General features: G+C 41.2%; 4 protein-coding genes. 2 read left to right on the top strand and 2 right to left on the bottom strand.

Annotation, left to right across the window (positions count from 1 at the left end; translation table 11 throughout):
- Positions 1 to 819, top strand: an 819-nt coding sequence (locus tag CQA40_RS10645) for an FkbM family methyltransferase (RefSeq protein WP_309544456.1), incomplete at its 5' end; no start/stop codon positions are given.
- Between the two features lie 280 nt (positions 820 to 1,099).
- Here the strand turns inward: CQA40_RS10645 and proB are convergent.
- On the bottom strand, positions 1,100 to 2,437 hold the full coding sequence (gene proB, locus CQA40_RS10635; protein ID WP_220271922.1) for a glutamate 5-kinase: 1,338 nt from the start codon (positions 2,435 to 2,437) through the stop codon (positions 1,100 to 1,102).
- 11 nt (positions 2,438 to 2,448) lie between these two features.
- Positions 2,449 to 3,237, bottom strand: coding sequence for a flagellar basal-body rod protein FlgG (gene flgG / locus CQA40_RS10630; protein WP_023927207.1), 789 nt, complete (start codon positions 3,235 to 3,237; stop codon positions 2,449 to 2,451).
- Positions 3,238 to 3,631: 394 nt separating this feature from the next.
- On the opposite strand from flgG, the gene CQA40_RS10625 reads away from it, so the two are divergent.
- Complete coding sequence (locus tag CQA40_RS10625) at positions 3,632 to 4,453, top strand: hypothetical protein (RefSeq protein WP_115520802.1); 822 nt, start codon at positions 3,632 to 3,634, stop codon at positions 4,451 to 4,453.
- Positions 4,454 to 4,709: the final 256 nt, after the last annotated feature.

The raw sequence follows: 4,709 nt of genomic DNA, 5'->3' as shown, positions 1-4,709 counted from the left end.
GAGATGGGAGAGGAGAGGCAATCGGCTGGAAGAGATGAGGGGACGAGCGGTGGACCGGCGAACAAATCAAACGAAACAGATAAATCAAGCAATGCAAATCAATCAAATAGCGCAAGTTTTGGTGTAGGATTTCAATACTTACAAACCGCTTCGTTTGACGCAGATGAGGTGATGAGCGCAGTGTCTTTGCTACACTTGCGTAAGCAGTATTTCGGGGAGGGTGTAGTCGCAATCGATGGCGGTGCAAATATCGGCTCGCACGCTATCGCGTGGGGGATAGAGATGACTTACTTTGGCGAGGTGCTAGCCTTTGAGCCTCAAGAGAGAATCTACTACGCACTATGTGGCAATATCACTATAAACAACTGCTTCAATGTCCGCGCACTCCACGCAGCACTAGGCAATCCAAGCCAAGACACCACCCAAAATCCCACAATAGAAGTGCCTATCCTAAACTACGCTACAAACTCATCATTTGGTAGCTTGGAGCTACGACAAAGAGAAAATAACGAATACATAGGGCAGCCTATCGATTATGCCCGCACGCAAAAAGTGCCGCTTATCAGCATTGATTCTCTAAATCTGCCTAGACTTGATTATGTCAAAATCGATTGCGAGGGAATGGAAATAGAAGTGCTAAATGGCGCGATGAAATCCATACAAAAGCATAAGCCAATCTTGCAAATCGAAGTGATAAAGTCAAATCCGCAAGAGATTATAGCCTTGCTAAAAGATTATGAGATTTTCCCTTTTGGGATAAATTTCCTTTGTGTGAATAAAGATGACCCTTGTTTATCGCATATCAACAAAAATGAATAGATTTTGTTTTTGTAGTTTGACTTGCTTAGCATTTTGTCCAAGTGCAAAAAAATCGCAAAAAAATAGCGTGAAAAAAGTAGCGAAAAAGTGCGTAAAAATGGCGACAAAAAGCGCGATAAATAATATAAAAAAAAATGTGAAATAAAATGCGCTGACACAAGGGGGCGCAAAAGATTCTAAATACACGCATAAAACACGCGCAAAATCTAAACACAAGTGATTTTATAAAATTTGGCTTTCTCATAAAAGATTGTCAAAATCTTTGATAACTATTAAAGCACTATCCTAGCAATACTATCTCATCAATATGCACGACTTCATCGCCCCTACTTTTGCCAAGAATGCCCTCTATCTGGCGTGAATCACACCTAGCGATTTTTGCCACTTCTGTCGCGCTATATTTGCTTTGTCCCCTTGCTATTTCTAGTAGCCTTTCTCCCTCTTGCAAGCAGATACTTACCACTTCATCGCTTCTAAACTCCCCTACAACACCCAAAATCCCTTTTGGCAAAAGAGATTTATTTCTCCTTAGTGCTTGGGACGCTCCCAAATCAATGATGATTTTGCCTTGTGGAATTGCCACAGATTCTATCCAAAATCGCTTTTTTTTGCGAGCTAAAATCTCTTTTGGAAGTGCAAAATATGTCCCTACTTTCTCAAGTCCAAAAAAGCGCGTGATAGATTGCTCCTCATTGCCTTTGATGATAGCCACTGCACAGCCCATATTTAGGGCTTTTTTTGTGGCTAGGAGTTTGCTAGACATACCGCCTGTGCCTACTAGATTTGTATCATCACTTTGTGTGAGAGCTAGCACTCCCTCATCTATGTCCTCTACTTCATCGATTTTGCGGGCATCGGGATTTGTGGCGGGGTTTGCGCTATATAGCCCATCGACATCAGATAGTATCAGTAGCAAATCCGCGCTTATCGTGCCTGCGACAAGTGCAGCTAGATTGTCATTATCCCCAAAAGTTTCTATGTATTTTAGCTCATCAACCAAAATCGTGTCGTTTTCGTTGATGATAGGGATTATCCCAAAGTGCAGGAGGCGCATTATGCACGAGTGTGCGTGTGTGAATCGTTTGCGTGAAGTCAAGTCATCTTTTGTAAGCAAAATCTGGGCGACTTGGAGGCTATGCTTGCTAAAGGCTTGTTGATATTCCCACATAAGCCTAGCTTGCCCGATAGCCGCACTTGCTTGCTTATCGACTATGTCTTTTGGGCGAGATTTTAGCCCTAGCTGCTTAAACCCACACGCCACAGCACCCGATGATACGATGATGATATTTGGGATTTTGGATTTTAGGTGTGCGATTTGGCTAGCAAGAGAGGAGATAAAATCTGCACTTGGGAAAGAGTGATTTTTGCTAGAATCTTGGCTAGCAAGTATTGAGCTACCGATTTTGATGATGAGGGTTTTGCAGTTTGTGAGATTTGCGCGTGTGTTTGGCTGTGTCAAACTCGCTTGCGTAGAATCTTTTTGTGCGGAGATTGCTTGCGTTGAGATTTTTTGTTTGTGCATAGTTTGTGCAGGGCTTTTTTGCGCGGAGCTAGTTCGTGTGGAGTTTGTCTGGCTAGATTTTGCTCCACACGATTTGCGTGAGTTTTTAGATTCCATTAGAGATTAGCTTATCGCTTGAGTGAATTCACCGTTTGTAGCATAGAGTCCGCTGTTTGTATCGTTTTGGAGTTTGCTTCATAGGCTCTTTGCCCTGTGATTAAGTCTGTCATTTCTTCTACAAGTTTGACATTGCTAAGCTCTAAAAATCCTTGACGAAGTGTGCCAAATCCCTCCGTAGTCGCCACACCTACGATAGGGTCGCCCGAAGCGGTTGTGTTTAGGTAGAGATTATCCCCTAGTGAGTGCAAGCCCGCTGGGTTGATAAATGTTGCAAGCTCGATTTGTCCTAGCACATTGCTTACGCCACTATTTGCTTGCACCACGCTGACTGTGCCGTCTGTGCCTATGTTTATCTGTGTGGTGTCTTGTGGGATTGTGATTTGAGGTTGGAGGAGGTAGCCTTGTGCGGTTACCATATTGCCCGCGTCATCTAGCTTAAACCCACCATCGCGAGTGTAGGCTATCGTGCCATCGGGCAAAGCGATTTGGAAAAATCCTTTTCCCTCTATGGCTACATCAAGGTTGTTTTCTGTCTCTTTTGGGCTGCCTTGTGAAAAAAGCTTCTGTATCGCGCCCGGGCGCACACCTAGCCCTACTTCTATACCTGTGGGCGACATTGTGGTTTCGCTCGTGGCAGTGCCTGCGTATTGCAAAGTTTGATAAAACAAGTCGTTAAATTCTGCTCTTTGCTTTTTATACCCTGTGGTGTTTACATTTGCTATGTTGTTTGAGGTAGTGTCGATTTGGAGCTGCTGTCCTAGCATACCTGTGGTGGCTGTGTATAGTGAGCGAAGCATAGTAGTCCTTTCTATTTTTGTGCTCTATATTGGCTAGTGTATAGATTCTAGCTTGCGCGAAGTGTAGCAAAAAGGATTCCAAATCAATGCCAAAGACTTTGTTTGTGGAAATTTTATCGTGGATTTAGTAAAAATGATTTGGCTAAATTTTGTCATTATTTGTAATTGTAAGTCATTGTCTTTGAGTAGGTTTTGACTCAAGTTTTTGGTATATGTTTCTTTAAAAGCCTAGCTTTTTGATTCTCAAAAAGTCAAGCAAAATGATAAATTATAAAAAACATAATCATTTTATTTGAATTTTGACTTGTTTTTTTTTTTTTTTGTATAATGCGCTTGCTTTTGCAAAAAAAGCAAAATCTAAAAACCCCACAAAGGGCAAGAAAAAGGAGCAAAAATGCTAAAAGCAATCTCAAAAAGCGTAAAAAGCGTAAAACTTGGCTTTATCACATTTGGCACTTTGGGTGTGCTACTAGGCAGTGCAGAGGCTGCAAATATATTCACGGGCGGTGCTTCTAAGCAAGACTGCTATGATGCAAATTGTGAGTTTGGTAGGTTTGGTGTAGGTGGTGGATACTATGGATTTCAAGGTAGTGAGGTAAATGTAGATAACTACATAGGCTATGCCTCATTTGGCATAAAAGAAGTCTATAAAGCACGATTTCAAGGGGAGTTTGACATTTTGCTAGGTGGGGGCAAAAGTGAGATAAAAGGTAGCACATTCCCACAAGGATTTAGGAGAAGTGCTGATTCGTTTATATTTGAGCCTGTTATCAAGCTGGGCGTAAATGTGCTTACCAAAAAAGCACCACTATTTGTAAATGCGCTCGTTGGCGTAGAGGGGTATAGGTCTGGATTTGGCGATACAAATAGGTTTTATAGGACTATTGGCTTCACAGGACTAGAGCTAAATGGCGAAATCCCCGCTTCAAGCAAGCTAAGAATCACTTATGGTGCTGGGTATAGCTGGATATTTGGAGCGAGCTATAACTATGATGATACAAGGGCAAAAGTCAAAGGCTCTATCTCAAACTACGCAGTAAATGCAAATCTTGGCTTTGAATATGATTTGCCTAAGGGAGTTTATGTATATACCAAACTCATCGGCAAGTATCAACACATAGACTCTGCCTCTAGTGCTATCTATAATGGCGTGAGCGTGAGCTATCCTCAAAGCAAAGGATTTGCTGGAATGCTAGAAGTAGGGCTTGGATTTTAATCTCAAATAAATCCTAGAATTGTGGGGGTAATGAGGGGGGAGTATTTGCCTTGCCTGCTAAAAATCTGCAAGCAAGGCTTTTTGTGGATTTTATCTATCTTTTTTGTCTATGCTTAAAATCTCTGGTCAAACTTAATCATTTTTATATACTTTCTGTATATTTTTAATTATTTTTACACATTTTTGTATAAAATCGTAACATATTTGTATTTTTTACAAAAGTTAAAATATATTTTACTTGACAAATTATTTTTTA

Source organism: Helicobacter sp. MIT 01-3238 (genome assembly GCF_003364135.1).
In the GTDB taxonomy this organism is placed as follows: Bacteria; Campylobacterota; Campylobacteria; order Campylobacterales; family Helicobacteraceae; genus Helicobacter_B.
The sequence above is the reverse complement of the archived record's forward strand: the minus strand, read 5'-3'. Positions and strand labels throughout refer to the sequence as shown.